Genomic DNA, 20,513 nt, shown 5'->3' on the forward strand with positions numbered 1-20,513 from the left:
CCCCCACCCTCAATCCCTCCCCACAAGGGGAGGGAGGCCGTCCGGTGGATGGGCGGGAATGGCGGAAAGCCGAAGGAGCGAGGAGACAGCATGATCCAGCCGCAGATGCCCGAGACCAAGAACTGGCGTTTCCACCGCGATGTGGAGAACCTGGGCTGGTTGACCATCGATACGCCCGGCGCCCCGGTGAACACGCTCAGCCGCGAAGCGATCATGGAGCTTGAGCAACTCGTCGGCCGGTTCGAGGAACTGGCGCAGACCGGCGAGCTGGCGGGTGTCATCCTCCTCAGTGGCAAGGATAGCGGCTTCATCGCCGGCGCCGATGTCAGCGAATTCGACGCGATGAGTGATTTCTCGGTGCTGCCGGAGGCGCTTAGGCGCACCCATGCGCTGTTTGCGCGGATCGAAAATCTCAAGATCCCGGTCGTCGCCGGTATTCATGGCTTCTGCCTGGGCGGCGGTCTCGAGCTGGCTTTGGCTTGCCACTATCGCGTGGCGGTCAATGACGACAAGACGCGTATCGGCTTTCCCGAGGTGAACCTAGGCATCTTCCCCGGCTTCGGCGGCACGGGTCGGTCGATCCGTCAGGCCGGGCCCGTCGATGCCATGCAGATCATGCTGACCGGGCGCATGCTAAAGGCCGGCGCGGCGCGGGGCATGAACCTGGTCGACAAGCTGGTGCGCCATCGCGACATGTTGCGCTGGGAAGCGCGCAAGGCCGTGCTGGGCAAGAAAAAGGCCACCGAGGCGGGCTTTGCCAAGAAGGTCATGGCGATGGGACCGCTCCGCGCCTATGTGGCCGGCAAGATGAAGGAGCAGGCCGGCAAGAAGGCGCGGCCCGAGCATTATCCGGCGCCGTTTGCCCTGATCGACCTGTTCGAAAAGCATGGTGATGACTGGCAGGCGATGATCCGCGGCGAGATCGACGCCTTCGTGCCGCTGATGGGGTCCGACACCGCGACCAATCTGCGCCGGGTGTTCTTTGCTTCCGAGGGGCTCAAGAAGCAGGGCACAAAGGGCGCCAGGTTTGCCCGCGTGCATGTGATCGGCGCAGGCGTGATGGGCGGCGATATCGCGGCCTGGTGTGCGCTGCGCGGCATGAGCGTGACGCTGCAGGATATCGACATGGAGCGCATCAAGCCGGCGCTGGACCGCGGCAAGAAGCTGTTCAAGAAGCGGCTGAAGAAAAAACACGAGGTCGATGCAGCCGTCATGCGGCTCGAGGCCGATGTGGCTGGGAAGGGCGTTGCCCGGGCCGATGTGATCATCGAAGCGGTGGTCGAGAAGCTCGAGGTCAAGCAGGCCATTTTCAGTGGGCTCGAAGGCAAGCTCAAGCCGGGCGCCATCATGGCGACCAATACGTCTTCGATCGAGCTGGAACGCATTGCCGAGGCGCTCAAGGACCCCGCGCGGCTGATCGGGCTGCACTTCTTCAACCCAGTGGCGCAGCTGCCGTTGGTCGAGGTGATCCGCTCTACCTTCAACACCGATGCCGAAATCGGCAAGGGCGCGGCGTTTGCGCTGGCCATCGGCAAGTCGCCGGTAGTGGTCAAGTCGGCGCCGGGATTCCTCGTCAACCGGGTGCTCATGCCCTACATGCTGGGCGCGGTGCAGCGGGTCGAAGCGGGCGAGAGCAAGGAACTGCTCGATGCGGCGGCGGTGGCGTTTGGCATGCCAATCGGGCCGATCGAGTTGATGGACACGGTCGGGCTCGATGTCGGTCGCTCGGTAGCGACCGAGCTCAGACACGGCGTGCCCGAGGGCAGCCAGTTCGACCGGCTGGTCAAGGACGGCAAACTGGGCCGCAAGACCGGCGAAGGCTTCTACAAATGGGTCGATGGCAAGGCGCAGAAGGGCGAGACACCTGCCCATGCCGATCTGGCCGGGCTGGGCCGCGAACTGGTCAAGCCTTTGGTCGACATGACCGAGGTGGTGGTGGCCGAAGGCGTCGTCGCCAATGACACGCTGGCGGATATCGGGGTGATCATGGGGACGGGTTTTGCACCGTTCCTGGGTGGTCCGATGAAGGCGCGCAAGGACGGGAAGGCTTGATATGACTGAACTTCGTAAAGTGGCCATCGTCGGGTCGGCGCGCATCCCGTTTGCCCGCGGCAATACCGCCTATGTCGAGGAAACCAACCTTTCCATGCTGGGCACCGTGCTCGGCGGCCTGGCCGACAAATATGGCCTCAAAGGCGAAAAGATCGACGAGGTGATGGCGGGCGCCGTCATCGGGCATTCGCGCGATTTCAATATTGCGCGCGAAGCAACGCTGGACGCCGGCTTCTCGCCGCGCACGCCGGGCACGACGATGCAGATCGCCTGCGGCACCAGCCTGCAGGCGGCGCTGACGCTGGCGGCAAAGATCGCCTCGGGCGAGATCGACAGCGGTATCGCTGCCGGTTCGGATACGGTCAGCGACAGCCCCATCGTCTTCGGCAACAAGTTCCAGCACCGGTTGCTCGATGTGAACAAGGCCAAGACGGGCGGCGAGAAGTTCAAGGCGTTCAAGGGATTCTCGTTCGGCGAACTGACGCCGGTGGCGCCCTCGGTCAACGAGCCGCGCACCGGCATGTCGATGGGGCAGCATTGCGAACTGATGGCGCGCGAATGGGGCATTACCCGCGAGGCGCAGGATGCGCTGGCCGTAGCCAGCCACCGCAACGCGGCCAAGGCCTATGACGAAGGTTTCCATGATGACCTGCTGGTTCAGTGCGCCGGGCTGGTGCGCGACAACAATGTCCGCGCCGATGCCAACATGGAAAAGATGGCGACGCTCAAGCCCGCCTTCGACAAGAGCTCGGGCCATGGCACGCTGACGGCCGGCAATTCGACGCCGCTGACCGATGGTGCGTCCTCGGTTTTGCTGGCGAGCGAAGACTGGGCCAGGGCGCGGGGCCTGCCCATTCTCGCCTATCTCACCACAGGCCGCGTCGCCGGTAATGACTTCGCCCATGGCGAGGGCCTGCTGATGGCGCCGACCATCGCCGTCTCGGAAATGCTGGCGCGCAAAGGCCTGAGCTTCTCGGATATCGATTTTTTCGAGCTGCACGAGGCGTTTGCCGCGCAGGTGCTGTGCACCCTCAAGGCCTGGGAAGACCGTGAATACAACAGGACGGTGCTGGGCCGCGAGGTGGCGCTGGGGCCGGTCGACCCAACCAAGATCAACGTCAAGGGGTCGAGCCTGGCCTATGGCCATCCGTTTGCCGCGACAGGTGCGCGCATACTGGGGCTCACGGCCAAGATGCTCTCGACGGAACCGGGAAAACGCGCTCTGCTGAGCGTCTGTACGGCTGGCGGCATGGGTGTCGCGGCCCTGGTGGAAAGCGCCGCATGAACGAGAACGTCGTCAAATTCCGCCGCCCCGAAAAGAAACCGGAGCCGCCGGTGAAGAAGCCGCGCGGCCCGCTGCCCGGCTGGGTGCCCTGGGCCGCGCTGGTCGCCATCGCTGTTGCCATTTACGTGGTGCAACAGTCTGGTTGGCTTGGCGGCTAGCACGCCATTCTCTCAATCGTGATCGCATGGAAAAGCTGTTCTGCCCCGACCGGGCAGGGCAGTATGTTAATAATTGCAGCGAGCTTGACGTTTAGGTCAATCTTTTGCTTGTCAGTGGACGGAATAGCGTAATACCGTCCAGCAATCTTGACCGGATAGGCAAAAATGCCGGTCACAGAGCCTTTTGAACTCCGCAGCGGCATGACTGCGGGAACAAGACGATTTCAGGACTTCCACAAGGAGATGGGACGACAATGAAACTCACGCAAACCCTGACCGCGGTCGCGACCGCCGGCCTGATGGCCGCACTGATGACCAGCGCGGCTTCGGCCGTGACGCTGAACGTCATGAACGGTTCCGAGCCCGGCTCGATCGACCCGCACCAGGCTTCCGGCGACTGGGAAGACCGCATCATTGGCGACTATCTCGAAGGTCTGATGACCGACGATGCCGAGGCCAACCCAATTCCTGGCCAGGCCGAGAGCTACACGATTTCCGACGATGGCCTGGTCTACACGTTCAAGCTGCGTGATGGCATTCAGTGGTCCGACGGCGTGCCGGTGACCGCAGGCGACTTCGTCTACGCCTTCCAGCGCCTGTTCGATCCCAAGACCGCCTCCGACTATGCCTACCTCCAGTTCCCGATCAAGAACGGTTCGGAAATCGCCGATGGCAGCGTAACCAACTTCGACGAACTGGGCGTCAAGGCGATCGACGACAAGACGCTCGAGATCACCCTTGAAGGCCCGACGCCCTACTTCCTGGGTGCACTGACCCACTACACCGCCTTCCCGGTCCCCAAGCACATCGTCGAGAAGGTCGGCAATGACTGGACCAAGGTGGAGAACATCGTTTCCAACGGCGCCTATACGCCGGTCGAGTGGGTTCCGGGCAACTACATCAAGCTGGCCAAGTCCGAGACCTATTGGGATGCCGCCAATGTCCAGATCGACGAAGTGAATCGCTTCGTGCAGGACGACCTGGCCGCGGCCCTGGCGCGTTACCGCGCCGGTGAGTACGACATCCTGACCGACATTCCGTCCGACCAGGCCGAATGGATCAAGACCAACCTGCCCGGCCAGGACTATTTCACGCCGTTCCTGGGCGTTTATTACTACGTGATCAACCAGGAAAAAGAGCCCTTCGACAACGCCGAAGTTCGCAAGGCGCTGTCCATGGCGATCAACCGCGACGTGATTGGTCCGGACGTGCTGGGCACCGGCGAAGTGCCGGCCTATGGCTGGGTGCCGCCGGGCACCGGCAACTATGAAGGCGTCGATCTCTACGAACCCGATTGGATCGGCCTCTCCTACGAGGAACGCGTTGCCGAAGCCAAGACGATCATGGAAGGCCTGGGCTACACCTCCTCGTCGCCCCTGACGCTGCAGCTCAAGTACAACACCAACGACAACCACCAGCGCATCGCCGTGGCGATTGCCGCCATGTGGGAGCAGATCGGCGTCAAGGCCGAGCTGTTCAACTCGGAAACCGCCGTGCACTACGACAGCCTCCGTTCAGGCGACTTCGAGGTCGGCCGTGCCGGCTGGCTGCTCGACTATTCGGACCCATCCAATACGCTCGACCTGCTGCGCCAGGGTGTGGAGCAGGACGGTACGATGAACTGGGGCAACAACTACGGTCGCTACGCCAATGACGAGTTCGATGCCCTGATGGACAAGGCATCGTCCGAACTCGACCTGGCAGCGCGCGCCGAGATGCTTGGCCAGGCCGAAGAGATCGCCATGGATGAAACGGCTGCGATCCCGATCTACTGGTACATTGCCCAGAACGTCGTGGCTCCGACCGTTACCGGCTTTGTCAACAATGCCCGCGACACCCACCGTACCCGCTGGCTGACCAAGTCCGAGTAAGCCTCCTGCAATCGCGCGGCGTCGCCCCTTGGGAGGGGCGGCGCCGCTATTTTATCCACCCGCCGCCCCGACCTTGGCGCGGTGGATGTGAAAGGTCGTAAATCCATGTTTGGATATGTGACGCGGCGCGTGCTGTCGGCCCTTCCGGTCGCGCTGATCGCCGTTACAGCCTGTTTCTTTATTCTGCGGCTGGCGCCCGGCGGTCCCTTCGACGGTGAACGCGCGCTGCCGCCGACGACGCTGGCCAACCTGCGCGCCCACTACAATCTCGACCTGCCGCTGATCCAGCAATATTTCATCTATGTCGGGCGGCTGCTGCAGGGCGATTTCGGCCCGTCGATGGTCTACAACGACTTCACCGTCGCCGAGATGCTGTGGATCGGGCTGCCCTTCACGCTGATGCTGGGTTTTTCGGCCTTCATCATCGGCACCATCGTTGGCCTGGTGGCCGGGGCGCTCAGCGCCGTCAATCAGAACAAGTGGCCAGACTATGTGCTGGTGCTGCTGGTAATGGTGGGCCTGGTGGTCCCCAACTTCCTGATGGCCGCCATCCTGCAGCTGATTTTCGGTGTCTATCTCGACTGGTTCCCCGCGGGTGGCTGGCAAGCCGGCTCGATCCCCCATCTGGTGCTGCCGATCACGGTGCTGGTGCTGCCCCATGCCGGGCGCACGGCGCGGCTGATGCGCGGTTCGATGATCGAGGTGCTGGGCACCAACTATGTGCGCACGGCCAGGTCCAAGGGCCTGGGTACGCGGCTGATCCTGGCCCGGCATGCGATCAAGCCGGCCCTGTTGCCGGTGGTGTCCTACCTCGGACCGGGCCTCAGCTACCTGCTGACCGGGTCGCTGGTGGTGGAGCAGGTGTTCGCCCTGCCCGGGATCGGCAAGTATTTCATCAGCGCCGCGCTGAACCGCGACTACGGCCTCGTGCTGGGTACCACCATCCTCTACATGTTCATCATCCTGGCGGTGAACCTGGTGGTCGACATTCTCTATGCCTGGCTCGATCCCAAGGTGAGGTACCGCTGATGGCCGGCATTACTGGCAAGGATGCATTGCTCACCGAGTATGCCACCAAGCTCGGAACGCTGGACGCCCCCAAGGGCCGTTCGCTCACGCAGGACGCCATTCGGCGGCTGGCGCGCAACAAGGCGGCGGTGGTGTCGATCTTCGTGGTCGGCTTCATCATCCTGTTCGCCTTCGTGGGTCCGTACCTGCTGCCCTGGAGCTACGACAAGATCGACTGGAGCGGCATCCGCAAGCCACCCAATTTCGAAGCCGGACACTTTGCCGGCACCGACCAGAACGGCCGCGACATGCTGGCCCGCATCATGCAGGGCACGCAGATGAGCCTGATCGTGGCCGCGGTGGCCACGTTGGTCTCGGTCATCATCGGCGTCTGCTACGGCGCCATTGCCGGCTATTTCGGCGGCAAGGTCGATGCGGTCATGATGCGCTTCGTCGACATCATGTATGCGCTGCCCTACATCCTGTTCGTGATCATCCTGGTGGTGATCTTCGGGCGCAATCCGGTGCTGCTCTTCGTGGGCATCGGGTGCCTCGAATGGCTGACCATGGCGCGTATCGTGCGTGGCCAGACCATGTCGATCAAGGAGCGCGAGTTCGTCGAGGCAGCCAAGGCCGGCGGCGCCAAGCCCTGGACCATCATCTTCCGCCATATCGTGCCCAACCTGACCGGGCCGGTGGTGATCTACGCGACGCTCACCATCCCCGAGATCATCCTCACCGAGAGCTTCCTCTCCTATCTGGGCCTGGGTGTGCAGGAGCCGCAGACTTCGCTGGGCACGCTGATTTCCTTCGGCTCGCCGGTGGCCGAAACGTTGCCCTGGATGCTGATCGGCCCCGCCGTGGTGCTGGTGAGCCTGCTGCTCTGCCTCACCTATATCGGCGACGGCCTGCGCGATGCCCTCGACCCCAAGGATCGCTGAAATGAAACAAGTCCTCAAAGTCGAAGACATGTCGGTCACCTTCGCGCTGCACCAGAGCGAGGTGCACGCCGTGCGCGACATGAACTTCTCGCTGTCGGAAGGCGAAACCCTGGCCGTTGTGGGAGAATCCGGTTCTGGCAAGAGCCAGGCGTTCCTGGCCATCATGGGCCTGCTGGCCAAGAATGGGCGGGCCGAAGGCCGGGCCATGATGGGCGACATCAACCTGATCGGCATGCCGGCGGGGCAGTTGGATGGGCATCGCGGGAAGGATATCGCGATGATCTTCCAGGATCCGATGACCTCGTTGAACCCCACGCTCAAGATCAAGACGCAACTGGGCGAAGTGCTGGTCAAGCATCGCGGCTTCGACCAGCAGGCGGCGCTCAGGACCTCGATCGAGATGCTGGAGCGCGTGGGCATCCCCGAGCCTGCCAAGCGCGCCAATGCCTATCCGCATGAACTGAGTGGCGGCATGCGCCAGCGCGTGATGATCGCCATGGCGCTGCTCTGCCAGCCCAAGATCCTGATCGCCGACGAGCCGACCACGGCGCTCGACGTTACGGTGCAGGCGCAGATGCTGGAGCTGTTCAAGACGTTGACCGACGATTTCGGCACCTCGCTGGTGCTGATCACGCACGATCTGGGCGTGGTGGCAGGTGTCGCCGATCGCATGATGGTCATGTATGGCGGCCGGGCGGTGGAAAAGGGCAGTGTCGACGACCTGTTCTACGATCCGCGCCACCCGTATACGCTGGGCCTGCTGCATTCGACGCCGCATATCGCGAAACGAGCGGAACGGCTCGACCCGATCCAGGGTCTGCCGCCGAGCCTGGAACACCTGCCCAAGGGCTGTTCGTTCAATCCCCGCTGCGCCTTTGCCTTCGACCGGTGCCTGGTCGAGCGGCCGCCGCTGGCCGATACCGGCAATGGCCGCGAAAAGGCCTGCCACTATGAAGGCCCCATGGCCTATGGAAAGGTCGCCTGATGGACCAGACCCCGATCAACCTGCTCGAGATCAAGGATCTCAAGAAGACGTTCTCGATTTCGGGTGGCCTGCTGAGCCGCCGGCTGACCCTGACGGCGCTCAGCGACATCAATTTCACCATCCGCCAGGGCGAGACGCTGGGCATCGTGGGCGAGAGCGGCTGCGGCAAGTCCACGCTGGGCCGCTGCATCCTGCAATTGCTGGCCCCCGACGAGGGCAAGGTGCTCTGGCTGGGACAGGATCTGACCAAGCTGCCGGCCGAGGAGATGCGCAAGCGCCGGGCGGACCTGCAGATCATCTTCCAGGATCCGCTGGCCTCGCTCAATCCGCGCATGACGGTGGGTGAGATCATCGCCGATCCCCTCCGCACATTGCGGCCGGAACTGAACAAGGACGAGCGTCGCGCGCGCGTGCTCAAGATCATGGAAGCGGTGGGGCTGCTGCCCGAGATGATCAACCGCTACCCGCACGAATTTTCGGGCGGGCAGGCGCAGCGCATCGGCATTGCCCGGGCGCTGATCACCGAGCCCAAGCTGATCGTGTGTGACGAGCCGGTTTCGGCGCTCGACGTGTCCATCCAGGCGCAGATCCTCAATCTTCTGGCCGAGCTCAAGGACGAGTTCGGACTGACGCTGATCTTCATCTCGCACAATCTGAGTGTGGTGCGGCATGTGTCGGACCGCATCCTGGTGCTCTATCTCGGTCGCATTGTCGAACTGGCCAGCGGGGACGAGATCTATGAAGATCCCAAGCACCCCTATACGCGGGCACTGCTGACGGCCGTGCCGGTCCCCGACCCGCGCCTGGCGCGGCAACGCAATATCGATGCGCTGCGAGGGGAAATCCCCTCGCCGATCAACCCGCCATCGGGCTGCACCTTCCGAACGCGCTGCCGCTTCGCAAAGCCGTTCTGTGCCGAGACGCGCCCGCCGCTCGAGCGGCTCGAGAATGGTCGGCTGGTAGCCTGCCACCGCTGGCGCGAAATCGAAGTGCCGGAAGATGCGGTGCTGGGGGTGTAGAGGCAAGCAGGCCCGCTTCGGGCGGGCCCTTCTGCTCCCGCAAATGGGCAATACAGGGACTTAGCCTGCCTTCGACTGGCCTTCGCGACGGTCCTTGCTGCCGACGTCAACCGTTCTGCGGCGGCGGTCGGGGCCGTTATAGGCGGCCGCCTCGATAAAGCCGCGCGGATTGGCCTCGATGCTGACGAGGCGGGTCTGGAGATGGCTGGCGGCGAAGGGCTTGCGCAGGAATTCGGTGACCCCGGCATCGCGGGCGTCGGCAATGCGTTTGGCGTCGGGCGCCGCGCTCATCATGATGACGGGCGTGAGACGGTTCTGGCAGTCGGTCATGGCCCGCAGTTTGCGCGTAAAGGCAACACCGTCCATGCCCTCCAGCGCATCGTCGATAATGATGACGTCGAAGGCGCGGCGGCGCACTTCGAGCATGACGCGGCTGGCGTCATAGGCTTCCCTTATATCCTTGCGGCCAAGGCTGCGCAGCATGACCGTGACCAGGGAGGCCATATTCTGGGAGGAGTCGGCGACCAGGACGCCGCGCTTGGTGATTTCCTCTGTCGCCATGACGATATGCTGTATTGCCAGTTTCCGTGCTTGGCATAGTAGTGCGGTTTTGCCTACGAGCCGTTAATGGACGACTTGCAATGCGGTGGGGGAAAGCGCGGCGCCGGGTCAAAAAGCCTGGTTCTCCTGCGTTGACAGGGCGGGTCAACTTCCCTATGTATGCGCCCAAGTTTCCGGGCGCGCAGGCGCCCATTTTGTTTGACTGAGGATAGACCGATGAAGATCCGCAACTCGCTGAAGGCGCTGATGACTCGCCACCGCGCGAACAAGCTCGTCCGCCGTCGCGGCCGGGTTTACATCATCAACAAGGTGGACAAGCGCTACAAGGCCCGCCAGGGCTAAGCGATTAACGCCTGCGACATTGACTCAAGCCCGCGAAAGCGGGCTTTTGTTTTTCTCCTAGTCACGCGTTGACGGAGACAGAACGGATGCGGCGCTCGCAGACCAGTTTGGCCCATCCTGCGGCGCAGCGGCCTTAACCATCCGAGCGTAGCCGGGGCGGAAGAGCTTGATAATACAGGGAAATTGAGCAACGTTGCGCGCCGCTGAGTGAGAGGTGCAGGCTTTGCTCAAGGCCCGAACGCTAACGGTCGAGATCGCTCGGCCGCCCGATGATGTCTACCAATTCCTGGTCAACCCCGCCAACCTGGCCGGCTGGACCCTGGTGCAGAACGGGCGTCCCCATCCCGAGGCAGGGCCACATAGCTGGGCCTATGATGGCCCCCGAGGCACGGTATTGGTGCATTTCACCGCGCCCAATCCATTCCTGGTGCTGGATTATCGCATGCAGGTGGGGCCGCAGGTGATCCACGCCGCCTTTGTCCGGATCATCCGCAATGGCGCCGGGTCGGTCTTGACGCATACGTCGGTGCAACAGCCGCTGGTCTCCGACGAAATGTTCGCCTCGGAGGAAGAGTGGATGCTGTCCGATCTGATGGTGCTCAAGACGCTGCTCGAGGGCAAGTAGCCCGCGCCGGACAGCGGGCCTCGCGTAAGTCTCGTCTAACGCGCTCCGGATGCAAAAAGGCCCGCTTGCGCGGGCCTTTGGTTTTCGTCGCTGCGACCAGGCTCAGCTCGAGCCGGCGCCGTCCTGGCGGACGAAGGCGATGCGCAGCATGTTGGTGGCGCCCGGCGTGCCCAGCGGAATGCCGGCGGTGATGGCGATGCGGTCGCCGGGGCGGGCAAAGCCCTCCTGGTAGGCAATGACGCAGGCGCGATCGACCATGTCTTCGAGCGAGACGGCATCCTCGGTCTGAACGCAATGGACGCCCCAGACCACCGACATGCGGCGGATGGTGCGTTGGTTTGGCGAGAGCACGATGATGGGCTTGCTGGGACGCTCGCGAGCGGCGCGGATGCCGGTCGAGCCTGATGCCGTGTAGGTCACGATGGCGGCCAGGTCGAGGGTCTCGGCGACCTGGCGCGTTGCGGCCGAAATGGCGTCCGCAGCCGTCGCTTCCGGCTCGGTCTGGGCGGCGCGGATGATGCCGCGATAGTTGGCATCGGTCTCGACGGCGACGGCCACCTTGTTCATGGTGGAAACGGCTTCGACCGGATACTGGCCGGACGCGGATTCGGCCGAGAGCATCACGGCATCGGCACCTTCGAACACAGCAATCGACACGTCCGAGACCTCGGCGCGGGTCGGTACCGGCGCGGTGATCATGGATTCGAGCATCTGGGTGGCGACGACCACCGGCTTGCCATAGCGGCGCGCCATGCGGATCATGCGCTTCTGCAGGCCGGGCACCGTTTCGAGCGGCAGTTCGACGCCCAGATCGCCACGCGCCACCATGATGGCGTCGCACAGTTTGATGATTTCTTCGAGCCGATCGATGGCCTGGGGCTTTTCGATCTTGGCCATGACGCCGGCACGGCCCTGGACGATCTTGCGGACATCGATGATGTCCTCGGGGCGCTGCACGAAGGAGAGGGCGATCCAGTCGGCATCGGCAGCCAGGCCGGCCAGCAGATCGGCATGATCCTTTTCGGTCAGCGCACCGGTCGGCAGCAGCGTATCGGGCAGGGATACGCCCTTCTTGTCGCTGAGCTTGCCGCCATAGATGACCTCGGTCTCGATGGCGCCGCCGCCGACCTTGGTCGCCCGCAGTGCCAGCTTGCCGTCGTCGAGCAGCAGGCGGTCACCCACCGAGACGCTCTCGATGATCTCAGGGTGGGGCAGGTAGACGCGCTCGGCGTTGCCGTTGTCGTTCTTCTCGCTGTCGAGTGTGAACTTCTGCCCGGCAACCAGGTTCACCGAGCCTTCGGCGAACTTCCAGACGCGCAGCTTGGGGCCCTGCAGGTCGACCAGGACGCCCAGCGGGTGATTGAGACGCTTTTCGACGTTGCGGATGCGCTCGACGGTCTGCCGCAGCAGGTCGTGGCTGGCATGGCTCATATTGATGCGGAACACGTCCGCGCCGGCCTTGGCCAGTTCCTCGATCATCTTTTCTTCGTGGCTGGCGGGCCCGAGTGTGGCGATGATCTTCGCGCGTCTCATGCGTCTCATTGCGTGTCCGTTTCCTGCGTATTTATGTCGTCCTGCGGGCCGTCCGTGGTGACGTCGTCAGGGTCGACAAGGAATGTGGGGTCTTCGAGATCGCCGCCCTCCGGACCCACCACGGCAGGGCCGGTGGCGCTCTCGGTGAGCTGCAGGGTCCAGTCGGTCCGGTTCTGCGTATCGATTTCAAAGAAACCGGTGCGCTCATAGCCGCGAGCGAGGCAATCCTCAACCCCGAATATCGTGAAGGTTTCGTCACGCGTGCACATGAAAACCGAACCGTCCCATGCGCCGCCGCCGATATCGTCGACCGCGAAGAGATAGTAGAAGCGCCGTTCGAGGTCGCCCTGGTAGAGCACGCGGCAATCGCCCGGCGGGGTCTGCCACCAGCCTTCGCTCATCCAGCCGCGCTCGGCGCGATAGCCCAGGGCCACTGATACAAGGTTGGCGCTTTCATTGCAGACGCGCAGGTCGGCATGCGCCGGCGTCGCGAAAAAGGCGAGGCTTGCGAGCATCGCGCCGATCAGGGTCATGCCGAGACGGGGGATATGCAATCTGGTGCCAGCAAACATCGGAAAAACGTGCCTTCTTTGAGCCCATGGTGACGCATTGGTCAATGGCAAAAGGGGCGATTTGACGGAATTGCGGCCATGCGGCACCCAAGCTGTGTGGATTGCCGGACAAAGGGGTTGAACGCGGCCTTCGGGTGGGGTTGAACGTGGCCAGCAAACTCAAAGGAAGAGCCATGGCCATCGAAGACAGCGTTGCCCAGGACCAGCTCCGGGCGTTCATCGAGCGTATCGAGCGCATGGAAGAAGAAAAGGCGGCCATCGCCGCCGACATCAAGGAAATCTACGCCGAGGCCAAGGGCAACGGCTTCGATACCAAGATCCTCCGCAAGATCGTCGCCATCCGCAAGCAGGATGCCAATGAGCGCATGGAGCAGGAAGCGATTCTGGAGCTCTACATGGCCGCGCTCGGCATGGTCGCAGCGCCGCCGGAAGACTAGGGCCGGAAATCCAAATCGCATGATTGGGGGAGTCCTGTGGGGCTCCCCTTTGCTTTGAGCGGCCCGGTCAGGCCACGCGGCGCGCACGCAGGTTGGATTCGTAGAGCGTGTCGCGATGGGGCAACGTACCGCCCGCCACGTGGGCGCCCCAGTCGGCCGTGGAAAGGACTGCTGCAAAGCGGGCCTGCATGATCACCAGCGACACGCGATGGATTTCCTCGGCAGTGGCCGAGCCGGCGGCATTGCTATAGGGAACCGCGCCGGTTGCGTCGTCGAGCAGTTCCACTGCAAAGCCCATATGCATGGCGTGGATGACCGTGGACAGGTCGCAATTATGCGTCATGTAGCCGACGACGGTGACCGTATCGATCTGGCGCTGGCGCAGCCACAATTCGAGGTCCGTGCCGGTAAAGGCGCTGGGCTGGGTCTTGCCGATGAGATGGTCATGCGGCCGGCTGGCAACTTCCGGATGCAGCTCGGCACCATGGGTGCCCTTTGCGAATACCTTGGCGGTTTCGGGCAGGTTCATGCGGATGACGACGACGGGAATACCGTGGGCCGTGGCGATGTCCATCGCCTGGCCCACATGCTTCACCGTTTCGCTGAAGGGTGGATATTCAATCGGCAGATTGCCGCCGTCATAATCGTTCTGCACGTCGACGACGATGAGCGCGCGGCGCGGCCGGGTGATGAGTTCAGGCATGTCAGTCCCCTTGTTGGTACAGGGCAAAACTAAGGCGGTTGCAAAGGGGGCGGGAGTGGCCCGATTGACATTGAACGATGAATATGGGCCAATCTGCGAAGCAGGAGGTGGCCATGGCTTCATTGCTGGTTGCGACGCTAGCCTTTCCCGGCATCAGCGCATTTCATCTGTCCATACCCTGCACGGTGTTTGGGGAAGATCGGACCAAGCTGGGGCTACCCCGCTTCGACTTTCGCGTGTGCGGCGAGCAGCAGGGGGCGATCCGCACCAGCGCCGGGCTATCCGTGCTACTCGAACACGACCTGTCGGTTGCCGAACGAGCCGACATTCTGGTGGTGCCGAGCTGGCGCGCTGCGGCCACGCGGCCCGACCCCGCGCTGGTCGAGACGGTTCGGCGGGCCGAGGCAAGGGGCGCCACCATTATCGGGCTGTGCCTTGGCGCCTTTGTCCTGGCCGAAAGCGGCGTTCTCGATGGACGATCGGCAACCACGCACTGGGCGGCGACGGAGCTGCTGGCCAGCCGCTACAGTCGGATCGACGTGCAGCCCAACGTGCTCTATGTCGATGAGGGCAGGATTATCACCTCCGCCGGTGTCGCGGCGGGACTTGATTGCTGCCTCCATATCGTGCGGCGCGACTATGGCGCGGAGATCGCCGCGCGGCTGGCACGCACGCTGGTGGTGGCGCCACACCGGCAGGGAGGGCAAGCCCAGTTTCTCGAGCGACCGCTGCCACAGAGCCAGACCGATGCGAGGCTTGCCGCTGCGATCGAGGCGGTACGGCGCAATGCCAGTGCGCCGCACGACCTGGACAGCGTCGCGGCGCTGGCACAGATGAGCCGGCGCACCTTCACCCGCCGGTTCCACGCCGCAACCGGCGCGAGCTTCAGCCAGTGGTTGCTGGAAGAACGCCTGACATTGGCGAGACGCTTGCTGGAGACCACCCATCACGGCATTGACGCGGTCGCGATGCAGGCGGGTTTTGCCAATGCCGTTTCGCTGCGCCAGCACTTTGCTGCGCGGCTGGGAACAACGCCGATGCGCTACCGGCGCGAGTTCTCGACCAGCGCCGGTTAAGACTCTAGGCCAGAATATCGAGCAACGCGCCGGCCATGTTGTCGGCGACCTTGACGACCTTGGTGGCGGCCTCGAAGTCGGTTTGCGCCATCATGACGTCGACCATCTCGGTGGTGAGATCGACTTCACCGCCAAGGCCCGTGCCAAAGCGCGCGACGCGGTTGGCGCTGGCCTCGAAGCGGTCGGCGGCACGCTGCATGCCGCCAGTGGCGATGTTGATTGCGGAAATGCTCATGAACGCGCCTTTTGCTGGTGCCACCAACCAAGCCAGCAAGTGCTTGACGTTGTCTTAGCGCGACGCATCCAAAGCCATGCAAAGGCTGCCGATCTGTCTCAGGCGGCCTGCTCCATGATGTCCGATAGAGCGAAACGTACTGCAGCATCGGCGTGGATGGCCGTGGAGTCGTAGCCGGGCAGGGGCAGGGATGCCGGATCAACCAGCAACGAGATTTCGGTGCAGCCCAGAATGACGGAGTCGATGCCCCTTGCACGCGCCGCTTCGATGATCGCCAGATAGCGGGCGCGCGAGGCTTCGCGGACCTGTCCCTGGCAGAGTTCATTGAAAATCACGTCATGAACCACCCCGCGGTCCTGATTGTCGGGCACCACTACGTCGATGCCGTGGCGCGCCATGCGCTGGGCATAAAAGCCGTGCTCCATGGTGTAGCGGGTCGCCAGCAGCAAGGGCTTGCGGTGACCATCTGCGCGCAGCGCACAGGCGGTTTCGTCGATGATGTCGATAAGCGGCACCCCGCTCATCGCCGCCACGGGGTCGGCCACCAGATGCATGGTGTTGGTGCAGATCAGCACGCAGGCGGCACCCGAACGCGCCAGGCCGGCGCCTGCTTCGCCCAGCAGCCGACCGGCATCGTCCCAACGGCCGGCCTGCTGCAATTCGACTACCCTGGTAAAATCCAGCGACCGCAAGGCGATCTCCGCCGAGTGCAGGCCGCCACGCTGGCGCCGTACCGCCTGGTTGATCAACCGGTAGTATACGGCGGTGGATTCCCAGCTCATGCCGCCGATCAGGCCAATGGTCTTCATAGCGAAGTCTCCTCTTGTTGCCACCAGTGTGCGTGAGGCAGCGCGCAAACGGGCGGCAAAATCGCTGTGACAGTGCCGGTTGGGCGCAATTCGATACTGCGTAGCCTTTTTTAGGCGCGCCGATATTGCGTCGAGTAGAAGAATTGTGCAGAAGTGATGCATGCTTGATGAGCGCGACCGGAAGATTCTCGACCTGTTGCAGGCCAATGCAGAGATGGCGGTCAATGACATTGCCGATGCCGTGGCCCTGTCGGCTTCCGCCTGTTCGCGGCGGATCGCGCGGCTACGCGAGGATGGCTATATCACGCGCAGCATGGCCGTGCTGGACCGCAAGAAGGTGGGCCTGCCGACCACGGTGTTCGTCATCGTGCGCACCGGCAAGCACGAAGCCGGGTGGCTCGACCAGTTTCACGCCGCAGTCAGCGCCATCCCCGAAATTGTTGAGGTGCATCGGCTCACCGGCAATTTCGACTATGTCCTCAAACTGGTGCTACCCAATGTAGAGCATTACGACGTCATTTACCGGCGTCTGGTTGGACGGGTCGAACTGTTCGATATGTCGGCCTATATCTCGATGGAGACAGTCAAACTGGCGACCGGCGTGCCGACGAATTACGTCGACTAGCACGCAACTGTTGGAGCGATTGTCCGTTAATGGCGTGGCCGGTTATCCGGCCATGGGGGAGGCAACACTGAAGCAGCCACGTATTGCAGGGCGGACCGTGTCCGCCATCCCGGCCGCAATCGGTCTGATGCTGGTGTTCCTGGCCGTCTTTGCCGCGATATTCGGCTACTTCCTTGCCATAGGGATCAAGCAGACCGAGGAGCGCTTGGTCGAGCGTTCGAGTGCGGCGGTCCAGGTGGTCTCCAGCAATGCGTTCTGGATCGCCGAAGTTGCGCACCAGACCTTGCGCCGTGTCGACGCCGCCCTAGGCCCAACCATGTCGGGCAGTATCGCCGATCTTGGGCCCGTGCTCGAGGGCCTGCCTTCTGTAACCGAGGTCTATATCATCGATGCGGAGGCCAGGACCATCTATTCGACCGTCCCCGGCGCCGGGGCGGTTTCGGTAGCGGACCGCGATTATTTCATCGCCGTGCGCGATGGTGCGCCGTTTTACACCTCGCCGCTGCTGATCAGCCGCCTGACCGGCGACCGCATCTTCGTGTTCAGCAAGCGGGTGGAGCGGGACGGCAAGTTTGCCGGCGCCATCATGGTGTCCTTCCCCGAATCCTTGATGGAAGAGCTGTGGCGCAACCTGGACTTCGAAGACACCTCGACTATTAGCCTGGTTCGCGATGATGGCCAGTTGATTGCCCGCTATCCGCCGACCGAGGGACCGGTCGATCTCAGTGAAACCCCACTCTTTACCGTGCACCTCAAGACGGGGAGCACGGGCACCTATACGTCCGCTCGCTCGCCGGTCGACGGGGTGGCGCGGGTCGTCAGCTATCGGCAGGTGCCAGGGACCCATATCATCGCCATCGCCTCGATCGGATCGGACCAGACCTGGGCCAACTTCCAGGGCGCCGTCGTGGCGGTGTTCATCATCGTTTCCCCGATCGTGCTGGGCCTGGTGCTGGGCTGCGCCTGGATCGTGCGACTACTTTATCGCGACGCGGCGCAGGCTCGAGCATTGCAGGCCTCGCTGGAAGCCAACACCATGCTGTTCCGGGAAATCCACCATCGCGTGAAGAACAACCTCCAATCGGTGCAGTCGCTAGTGCGCATGCAGGATCTGCCTCAGGCCGCAAAGCTCGATTTGCAGAGCCGGTTCGCTGCCATGGCGGCGATGCACGAGCATATCTACAAGCATGATCGCTACGAGGATATCGACGCGCATGACTTCATCCCGGCGGTAGTCGATGAAGTCATGATGGCTTACGGTTCCGATGCCGTGGTCGATTACGAGGTGGACCACATCCCGGTCGACCGCGATCACGCTACGCCGCTGGCACTGCTGCTCAGCGAACTGGTGACCAATGCCTGCAAGTATGCGGTTGCCGATGGTGGTGGTCGCATACTTGTTGCGTTGCGCCAGGGCGCCAACGGCCGGGCGAAGTTGACGGTGCGCGACAGCGGTGCCGGCTTCGAGCCAGACCGTATCACCGGCAGCAGCATGGGTATGCGCCTGATCAAGGGCGTGGTGGCGCAGATGGACGGCACGCACAGCTTCCGCAACGAGGGCGGCACCGTATTCGAAGCCGATATAGCCCTCTCGACCGCAGTCAGGAACGGCTAGCTGATATTGCCCAGCGCCTTGGCCATGGCGGCTTCGTCATAGCCCAGCGTGGTGAGCGCTGAGGCCACGATGCCGGCGCGGTCTAGGCCGGCATCGGCATACATGTCGGCCTGGCTGGCGTGCTCGACGAAACGATCGGGGATCATCAGCGGGCGGAAGCGCAGCTTGCCGTCGAGCAGGCCGTTCGACGCGAGGAAGGTGGCAACATGGCTGCCGAAACCGCCGATAGAGCCTTCCTCGGTCGTGAGCAGCACGTCATGCGTCGTCGCCAGCCTGGAGATCAGTTCCTCGTCGAGTGGCTTGAGGAAGCGCGCATCGGCAATGGTCGGGTTGAGGCCTAGCGCAGCCAGCTTGTCGGCGGCGGCGAGCACTTCGCCCAGGCGCGTGCCATAGCTGAGGATGGCGATGGTCGCACCCTGGCGGACGATGCGGCCTTTGCCGATCGGCAGCGCCTGACCGCGCTCGGGCATGTCGACGCCCAGGCCCTCGCCGCGGGGATAGCGCAAGGCGATGGGGCCATCGTCGTAGGCCACCGCCGTCGCCACCATGTGGCGCAGTTCTGCTTCGTCGGCGGCCGCCATCTGCACGATACCAGGGATGGCGCCCAGATAGGCGGCATCGTAGTTGCCGGCGTGGGTCGGGCCGTCGGCGCCGACATAGCCGGCGCGGTCGATGGCGAAGCGTACCGGCAGGTACTGGATGGCTACGTCATGCACGACCTGGTCATAGGCGCGCTGCAGGAAGGTGGAGTAGATGGCGCAGAACGGGCGCATGCCTTCGCTGGCCATGCCAGCCGCAAAGGTCACCGCATGCTGCTCGGCAATGCCGACGTCGAAAATCCGGCTGGGATGGATCTCGGCGAATTTGTCGAGGCCGGTGCCCGATGGCATGGCCGCGGTCACCGCGACGATGCGCGGATCGTCATTGGCCTCCTGGATCAGGCTCTCGGCGAAGACGGACGTGTAGGATGGCGCATTGGACGTCGCCTTGGCCTGGGCACCGGTGATGACATTGAACTTGGAGACGCCGTGATACTTGTCGGCCGAGCTTTCGGCGGGCGCGTAGCCCTTGCCCTTCTGCGTCACCAGGTGGACCAGAATCGGGCCGGCCTCCGCATCTCGCACATTCTCGAAGATGGGCAGGAGGTTTTCCAGGTCATGCCCGTCGACGGGCCCCACATAATAGAAGCCGAGTTCCTCGAACAGCGTGCCGCCGGTAAAGAAGGAGCGTGCGAATTCCTCGGTCTTGCGCGCCGGTTCGTGGATGAACTTGGGCAGCTTGCTGACCACCGTCTTGGCCGCCTCGCGGGTGCCGCGATAGACCGGGCCTGAAACCAGACGCGCCAGATAGGTGCGCAGCGCGCCCGTCGGCGGCGCGATCGACATGTCGTTGTCGTTGAGCACGACGATCAGCCGCGCGTCCATCGCGCCGGCATTGTTCATCGCCTCATAGGCCATGCCGGCCGACATGGCCCCATCGCCGATCACGGCCACGACGTTGCGCGGCTTGTCCATGAGATCGCTGGCGACGGCCATGCCCAGGCCGGCCGAGATCGAGGTCGACGAATGACCTGCGCCGAAGGGATCGTATTCGCTCTCGGCACGGCGGGTGAAACCGCTGAGGCCATCCTTCTGGCGCAGGGTGCGAATGCGGTCGCGGCGGCCGGTCAGAATCTTGTGCGGATAGGCTTGGTGGCCTACGTCCCAGATGATCCGGTCATTGGGCGTGTCGAAAACGGCATGCAGCGCCACCGTCAGCTCGACGACGCCCAGGCCGGCGCCCAGATGGCCGCCGGTTACCGATACCGCATCGATCATCTCGGCGCGCAATTCGTCGGCCAGCTGGCGCAGGTTCTCGCGCGGCATTGCACGCAGATCGGCGGGCGACTGGATCGTGTCGAGAAGCGGCGTGGAGAGCTTGTCGGCCAAGCGGGTAGTCCTTTGCCAAGATGGCGTTGACTTAATTCTTTAGGCCGCGGGTCAGGCCTTTGCAACAACAGCCCGCCTGCCCCGGTCTGCGGGGCAGTGCTAGGCGTGCATGGTGCCTGAATTAGGGCAGGGC

At 63.5% G+C, this 20,513-nt stretch carries 21 protein-coding genes; 14 read left to right on the forward strand and 7 right to left on the reverse strand.

The annotated features are described in order from the left end of the window. Positions 1-90: 90 nt before the first annotated feature. The 8 genes from JI749_RS05435 to JI749_RS05470 all read left to right on the forward strand — a co-directional run bounded on the left by JI749_RS05435 (position 91) and on the right by JI749_RS05470 (position 9,319). Positions 91-2,052, forward strand: a complete 1,962-nt coding sequence (locus JI749_RS05435) for a 3-hydroxyacyl-CoA dehydrogenase NAD-binding domain-containing protein (RefSeq protein WP_201660387.1) — start codon at positions 91-93, stop codon at positions 2,050-2,052. Between the two features lies 1 nt (position 2,053). Next, positions 2,054-3,337 (forward strand): acetyl-CoA C-acetyltransferase, encoded by a 1,284-nt coding sequence (locus tag JI749_RS05440; protein WP_201660390.1) that lies wholly within the window; start codon positions 2,054-2,056, stop codon positions 3,335-3,337. Then, the gene (locus tag JI749_RS05445) at positions 3,334-3,495 is read left to right on the forward strand and encodes a hypothetical protein (protein ID WP_201660394.1); all 162 of its coding nucleotides are present in this window, start codon (positions 3,334-3,336) and stop codon (positions 3,493-3,495) included. Before JI749_RS05440 ends, JI749_RS05445 begins: the two co-directional genes overlap by 4 nt. Positions 3,496-3,749: 254 nt before the next feature. Next, on the forward strand, positions 3,750-5,366 hold the full coding sequence (locus JI749_RS05450; RefSeq protein ID WP_201660397.1) for a peptide ABC transporter substrate-binding protein: 1,617 nt from the start codon (positions 3,750-3,752) through the stop codon (positions 5,364-5,366). A 105-nt stretch (positions 5,367-5,471) separates the two neighbouring features. Then, positions 5,472-6,395: an ABC transporter permease gene (locus JI749_RS05455; RefSeq protein WP_201660400.1), complete on the forward strand. Its 924-nt coding sequence runs from the start codon at positions 5,472-5,474 to the stop codon at positions 6,393-6,395. Further along, a complete protein-coding gene (locus JI749_RS05460) occupies positions 6,395-7,315 on the forward strand; it encodes an ABC transporter permease (protein ID WP_201660404.1) in 921 nt (306 codons plus the stop codon). Before JI749_RS05455 ends, JI749_RS05460 begins: the two co-directional genes overlap by 1 nt. Position 7,316: 1 nt before the next feature. Next, positions 7,317-8,300 (forward strand): ABC transporter ATP-binding protein, encoded by a 984-nt coding sequence (locus JI749_RS05465; RefSeq protein WP_233280877.1) that lies wholly within the window; start codon positions 7,317-7,319, stop codon positions 8,298-8,300. Continuing rightward, positions 8,300-9,319, forward strand: a complete 1,020-nt coding sequence (locus JI749_RS05470; protein WP_201660411.1) for an ABC transporter ATP-binding protein — start codon at positions 8,300-8,302, stop codon at positions 9,317-9,319. Before JI749_RS05465 ends, JI749_RS05470 begins: the two co-directional genes overlap by 1 nt. 60 nt (positions 9,320-9,379) lie before the next feature. Here JI749_RS05470 and JI749_RS05475 read toward each other — a convergent pair whose 3' ends face one another. Beyond that, positions 9,380-9,880 carry a response regulator gene (locus JI749_RS05475; protein ID WP_201660416.1) on the reverse strand — a complete coding sequence of 167 codons (501 nt, stop codon included), beginning with the start codon at positions 9,878-9,880 and terminating at the stop codon, positions 9,380-9,382. 216 nt (positions 9,881-10,096) lie between these two features. Here JI749_RS05475 and ykgO point away from each other — a divergent pair, with 216 nt between their 5' ends. Together ykgO and JI749_RS05485 are read left to right on the forward strand one after the other, a co-directional pair. Next, complete coding sequence (gene ykgO / locus JI749_RS05480; RefSeq protein ID WP_035098668.1) at positions 10,097-10,222, forward strand: type B 50S ribosomal protein L36; 126 nt, start codon at positions 10,097-10,099, stop codon at positions 10,220-10,222. 223 nt (positions 10,223-10,445) lie between these two features. Beyond that, positions 10,446-10,847 carry an SRPBCC family protein gene (locus tag JI749_RS05485; RefSeq protein WP_201660419.1) on the forward strand — a complete coding sequence of 134 codons (402 nt, stop codon included), beginning with the start codon at positions 10,446-10,448 and terminating at the stop codon, positions 10,845-10,847. A gap of 102 nt (positions 10,848-10,949) precedes the next feature. Here the strand turns inward: JI749_RS05485 and pyk are convergent, their stop codons facing one another. Continuing rightward, positions 10,950-12,389 carry a pyruvate kinase gene (gene pyk / locus JI749_RS05490; RefSeq protein WP_201660422.1) on the reverse strand — a complete coding sequence of 480 codons (1,440 nt, stop codon included), beginning with the start codon at positions 12,387-12,389 and terminating at the stop codon, positions 10,950-10,952. Then, positions 12,386-12,934: a DUF1036 domain-containing protein gene (locus JI749_RS05495; RefSeq protein WP_233280878.1), complete on the reverse strand. Its 549-nt coding sequence runs from the start codon at positions 12,932-12,934 to the stop codon at positions 12,386-12,388. Before JI749_RS05495 ends, pyk begins: the two co-directional genes overlap by 4 nt. Positions 12,935-13,125: 191 nt before the next feature. On the opposite strand from JI749_RS05495, the gene JI749_RS05500 reads away from it, so the two are divergent. Continuing rightward, positions 13,126-13,389, forward strand: coding sequence for a DUF2312 domain-containing protein (locus JI749_RS05500; protein WP_201660425.1), 264 nt, complete (start codon positions 13,126-13,128; stop codon positions 13,387-13,389). 67 nt (positions 13,390-13,456) lie between these two features. Here the strand turns inward: JI749_RS05500 and JI749_RS05505 are convergent, their stop codons facing one another. Next, positions 13,457-14,092: a cysteine hydrolase family protein gene (locus tag JI749_RS05505; RefSeq protein ID WP_201660428.1), complete on the reverse strand. Its 636-nt coding sequence runs from the start codon at positions 14,090-14,092 to the stop codon at positions 13,457-13,459. Positions 14,093-14,205: 113 nt separating this feature from the next. Here JI749_RS05505 and JI749_RS05510 point away from each other — a divergent pair, with 113 nt between their 5' ends. Then, on the forward strand, positions 14,206-15,168 hold the full coding sequence (locus tag JI749_RS05510) for a GlxA family transcriptional regulator (protein WP_201660431.1): 963 nt from the start codon (positions 14,206-14,208) through the stop codon (positions 15,166-15,168). Between the two features lie 4 nt (positions 15,169-15,172). On the opposite strand, the gene JI749_RS05515 is transcribed toward JI749_RS05510, so the two are convergent. Together JI749_RS05515 and JI749_RS05520 are read right to left on the reverse strand one after the other, a co-directional pair. Further along, a complete protein-coding gene (locus JI749_RS05515; RefSeq protein ID WP_201660434.1) occupies positions 15,173-15,403 on the reverse strand; it encodes a flagellar basal body rod C-terminal domain-containing protein in 231 nt (76 codons plus the stop codon). A gap of 98 nt (positions 15,404-15,501) precedes the next feature. Beyond that, the gene (locus tag JI749_RS05520; RefSeq protein ID WP_201660438.1) at positions 15,502-16,212 is read right to left on the reverse strand and encodes an aspartate/glutamate racemase family protein; all 711 of its coding nucleotides are present in this window, start codon (positions 16,210-16,212) and stop codon (positions 15,502-15,504) included. A 160-nt stretch (positions 16,213-16,372) separates the two neighbouring features. On the opposite strand from JI749_RS05520, the gene JI749_RS05525 reads away from it, so the two are divergent. Beyond that, a complete protein-coding gene (locus JI749_RS05525) occupies positions 16,373-16,837 on the forward strand; it encodes an Lrp/AsnC family transcriptional regulator (RefSeq protein WP_201660441.1) in 465 nt (154 codons plus the stop codon). A gap of 97 nt (positions 16,838-16,934) precedes the next feature. Then, positions 16,935-18,452, forward strand: a complete 1,518-nt coding sequence (locus tag JI749_RS05530) for a sensor histidine kinase (RefSeq protein ID WP_201660444.1) — start codon at positions 16,935-16,937, stop codon at positions 18,450-18,452. Here the strand turns inward: JI749_RS05530 and dxs are convergent. After that, entirely contained in the window at positions 18,449-20,380 is a 1,932-nt protein-coding gene (dxs, locus tag JI749_RS05535; RefSeq protein WP_201660448.1) for a 1-deoxy-D-xylulose-5-phosphate synthase, read from the reverse strand. The two genes, JI749_RS05530 and dxs, sit on opposite strands and share 4 nt — an antisense overlap. Positions 20,381-20,513 lie beyond the last annotated feature (133 nt).

The organism is Devosia oryziradicis, assembly GCF_016698645.1.
GTDB lineage: Bacteria > Pseudomonadota > Alphaproteobacteria > Rhizobiales > Devosiaceae > Devosia > Devosia oryziradicis.